We start from the raw sequence: 3,731 nt of genomic DNA, 5'->3' as shown, positions 1-3,731 counted from the left end.
GCATCAGGTCCGGGTTCAGAGCGCGGTCGTACGCCCCACCAGATGGAGCGTGTCCGACCCGCGCTTGTGGAGCGAGAAGTCGTAGCCGTCCAGGTGCTTCAGCGACCCGAACGCGACCGAGGACGGCAGGAAGACCGGCTTCTTGAACGCCACGTCCACGCGTACGGCACCGGGCAGCCGGTTCTCCAGGGCCGCGATGCAGCGCGCCTTGGTCCACATCCCGTGCGCGATCTGCCGCTTGAAGCCCAGCGCCTTCGCGGTCAGCGGATAGAGGTGGATCGGGTTGTAGTCGCCGGCGACCTTCGCGTAGCGCCGGCCCAGGTCGGCCTTGAGCGGGAAGACCGGCCCGGACGGGTCGACCTCGACGAGGTCGGACCTCCACTCGACGTCGGGGTTGCGCTTCCCGCGGACCAGGTACGTCGAGGTGGACTCCCACACGACCTCACCCTCGACGGTCGCGACGGTCAGGAACCGGTAGGCCTTGCCGACCGGGTGCGGCTCGGGCTGCCCCACGGTCGCGGTCACCGAGACCGCCTCGCCGACCGAGATCGGGCGGTAGCCGCTGATCGAGTTCTCGATGTGGACCATCCCCATCGCGGGCGAAGGGAAATCGGGCGAGGACATCAGAGCCATGTGCAGCGGGAAGGCCAGCATGTGCGGGTAGGGGAGCGGCACGGTGTCCTTGATCGGGAAGCCGCACAGCTCGGCGTAGGCGTCGACCGCGGTCCGCTCGAGGACGACCGGCTCGCGGGTGAGGCTGAGCTCCTCGTAGGCGACGCCGGTCTTCTTGATCCCCGGGAGCGCGTTGATGCCCGGAATGGCGGGCAGCGCCGCCCGGACGAGCAGGCCGGGACCGGACCGACCGGTGAAGCTGGGCTCGATCCTGGGGGCACTCATCAGGCACCCAGCATCATCTGGCCGCACACCCGCACGACGTTGCCGTTGACGCCGGTCGAGGCCGGCGAGGCGTACCAGGCGATGGTCTCGGCGACGTCGACCGGCAGGCCACCCTGGGCCATCGCGTTGAGCCGCTGGCCGACCTCACGCGTCGCGAACGGGACGGCCGCGGTCATCTGGGTGATGATGAAGCCCGGAGCGACCGCGTTGATGGTGATGCCGTCGGGAAGCTCCTCGGCCAGCGAGTCGACGAAGCCGATGACGGCGGCCTTCGAGGCACCGTAGGAGGTCTGGCCGAGGTTGCCGGCGATACCGGCGATCGAGGAGACGCCGATGATGCGGCCGTTGGGACGGACCAGCTTCTGCTCGAGCAGTTCGGCGGTGATCCGCTCCGGGGCGCTGATGTTGATCTCGAGCACCTTGCCGAAGCGGTCGGGCTTCTGGTTGGCGAGCTTCTTGTCGAGGGTGACGCCGGCGTTGTGCACGACGATGTCGACGCCGCCGAACTTCTCCTGGAGGTAGGCCGCGATCTTGGCGGGAGCGTCCTCGGCGGTGATGTCGGCGGTGATGTAGTCGGGGGTGACCTTCTTCAGGTCGTCCTCGGCCGGCGGGATGTCCAGGCCGACGACGGTCGCACCGTCGCGCTGCAGGACCTTGGCGATCTCCTCGCCGATGCCGCGCGCGGCACCGGTGACGAGCGCGACCTTGCCGGTCAGGGGCTTCTTCGGGTCGACCTGCTCGGCGGCGGGGGAGGCGTTCTTGGTGCCGATCCGCACGACCTGGCCGGAGACGTAGGCGCTCTTGGGGGAGAGCAGGAAGGCGAGGGTGGAGAGCAGCGAGCCCTCGAAGCCCTCGGCGACGTAGACGAGCTGGACGGTGCCGCCCTTGCCGATCTCCTTGCCGAGGCTGCGGGTGAAGCCCTCCAGCGCGCGCTGCGCGACCCGCTCGCCACCCTTGAGCAGCTCGGGCGGCGTGCCGATCACGACGACGCGCGGGTTGTTCTCCAGGCTGCGCAGCACCGGGGTGAAGAACTCCTGGAGCGCGACCAGATCGGCGGTCGAGGTCAGGCCGGTGGCGTCGAAGACGAGGCCCTTGAGCTTGGTGCCCGGGGTCGCGGCGTCGGTCGAGGTGATGTCCAGCTCGCCCAGAAGCCCGCTCAGCGACTCGGCCAGACGACCACGTCCGCCGACGAGGACGGTGCCCTTCACGAGCGGGGCGCCAGCTGCGTACCGCTCGAGCTTGGCGGGGCTCGGCAGCCCGAGGTTCTTGACGAGGACCTTGCCGATCGCCGACTGGGTGAAGCTCTGGTACTTGTCGCTCATGGTCTGCTCTGATCCTTCTGGACGTGGTCTCTGAGGCGTACGTTGGTATGTTACTCGCCAGTTGTAACTACAGGTGTAACTCGGTGTCCACTTTTCGTGATCTCCCTGACATACCCTTCTCCAAAGAGCTTCATCAGACAAGGATGAACCCTATGACCACTGCTCAGACCACGCGCCGTGTCGCCATCGTGGGCGGCAACCGCATTCCCTTCGCCCGTTCCAACGGTGCGTACGCGACCGCGTCCAACCAGGAGATGTTCACCGCCGTCCTCGACGGTCTCGCCGCGCGCTTCGGCCTCGAGGGTGAGCGCATCGGCGAGGTCGCCTCCGGTGCGGTGCTCAAGCACTCGCGCGACTTCAACCTGACCCGCGAGTCGGTGCTCGGGTCGCGACTCGCTCCCGAGACGGCTGCCGTGGACCTGCAGCAGGCCTGCGGCACCGGTCTCCAGGCGGCGACCTACATCGCCAACAAGATCGCGCTCGGCCAGCTCGACTCCGGCATCGCCGGCGGCACCGACACCACCTCCGACGCGCCGATCGCGCTGGGCGAGAAGCTCCGCAAGGTCCTGCTCGAGGCCAACCGGGCCAAGACCAACATCGACCGCGTCAAGGCCTTCGCCAAGCTCCGCCCCGCCGACGTCATCCCCAACATCCCGGCCAACGTCGAGCCGCGCACCAAGCTCTCCATGGGTGAGCACGCCGCGCTGACCGCGCAGGAGTGGGGCATCACCCGCCAGGCCCAGGACGAGCTGGCAGCTGCCTCCCACCAGAAGCTGGGAGCTGCGTACGAGGCCGGCTGGTTCGAGGACCAGATCACGCCGTTCCGCGGCCTGGAGAAGGACAACAACCTCCGCCCGGGCTCGACCGTGGAGAAGCTCTCCACCCTCAAGCCCGTCTTCGGGGTCAAGGGTGAGAACCCGACCATGACGGCGGGCAACTCGACCCCGCTCACCGATGGCGCCTCCGCGGTGCTCTTCGCGTCCGAGGAGTGGGCTGCCGCCAAGAACCTGCCGGTCCTGGCCTACTTCGTCGACGCCGAGGTCGCCGCTGTCGACTACGTCGCCGGTGGCGAGGGCCTGCTGATGGCTCCCGCCTACGCCGTCCCGCGCCTCCTGGCGCGCAACGGCCTGACCTTCGACGACTTCGACTTCTTCGAGATCCACGAGGCGTTCGCGTCGCAGGTCCTGTCCACCCTTGCCGCCTGGGAGTCCGCGGACTTCTGCAAGGACAAGCTCGGCCTCGACGCTCCGCTCGGCACCGTCCCGCGCGAGAAGCTGAACGTCAAGGGCTCCAGCCTCGCGGCCGGCCACCCCTTCGCCGCCACCGGCGGCCGGATCATCAACAACCTCGCCAAGCTGCTCGACGAGAAGGGCTCGGGCCGCGGCCTGATCTCCGTCTGCGCCGCCGGCGGCCAGGGCGTCGTCGCCATCCTGGAGAAGTAGACCTCACGCCGAGGCGACCCACGTCTGCCGAGGCGTCACCCGCGTCGGCCGAAGCGTCACCCGCGCAGGC

At 68.8% G+C, this 3,731-nt stretch carries 3 protein-coding genes; 1 reads left to right on the top strand and 2 read right to left on the bottom strand.

Features of this window, described 5'->3' with window-relative positions; genetic code table 11:
- Positions 1-15: 15 nt before the first annotated feature.
- Both ACFU7D_RS29035 and ACFU7D_RS29030 read right to left on the bottom strand, forming a co-directional pair.
- On the bottom strand, positions 16-897 hold the full coding sequence (locus tag ACFU7D_RS29035; RefSeq protein ID WP_378873833.1) for a MaoC/PaaZ C-terminal domain-containing protein: 882 nt from the start codon (positions 895-897) through the stop codon (positions 16-18).
- Entirely contained in the window at positions 897-2,219 is a 1,323-nt protein-coding gene (locus ACFU7D_RS29030) for a 3-oxoacyl-ACP reductase (protein WP_378873830.1), read from the bottom strand. The genes ACFU7D_RS29035 and ACFU7D_RS29030 overlap by 1 nt, the downstream gene beginning before the upstream one ends.
- A 152-nt stretch (positions 2,220-2,371) precedes the next feature.
- Here ACFU7D_RS29030 and ACFU7D_RS29025 point away from each other — a divergent pair, with 152 nt between their 5' ends.
- Complete coding sequence (locus ACFU7D_RS29025) at positions 2,372-3,661, top strand: acetyl-CoA C-acetyltransferase (RefSeq protein WP_378873827.1); 1,290 nt, start codon at positions 2,372-2,374, stop codon at positions 3,659-3,661.
- Positions 3,662-3,731: the final 70 nt, after the last annotated feature.

Origin of the sequence: Nocardioides sp. NPDC057577 (assembly GCF_042801335.1) — a bacterium.
GTDB lineage: Bacteria > Actinomycetota > Actinomycetes > Propionibacteriales > Nocardioidaceae > Nocardioides.
Note: the sequence above shows the minus strand (reverse complement) of the source record. Positions and strands in the feature narration are given on the sequence as shown.

Excerpts from the sequence above, each read along its gene's own strand:
- ACFU7D_RS29035 (WP_378873833.1), bottom strand. The coding sequence starts at position 897 with ATGAGTGCCCCCAGGATCGAGCCCAGCTTCACCGGTCGGTCCGGTCCC.
- ACFU7D_RS29030 (WP_378873830.1), bottom strand. The coding sequence starts at position 2,219 with ATGAGCGACAAGTACCAGAGCTTCACCCAGTCGGCGATCGGCAAGGTC.
- ACFU7D_RS29025 (WP_378873827.1), top strand. The coding sequence starts at position 2,372 with ATGACCACTGCTCAGACCACGCGCCGTGTCGCCATCGTGGGCGGCAAC.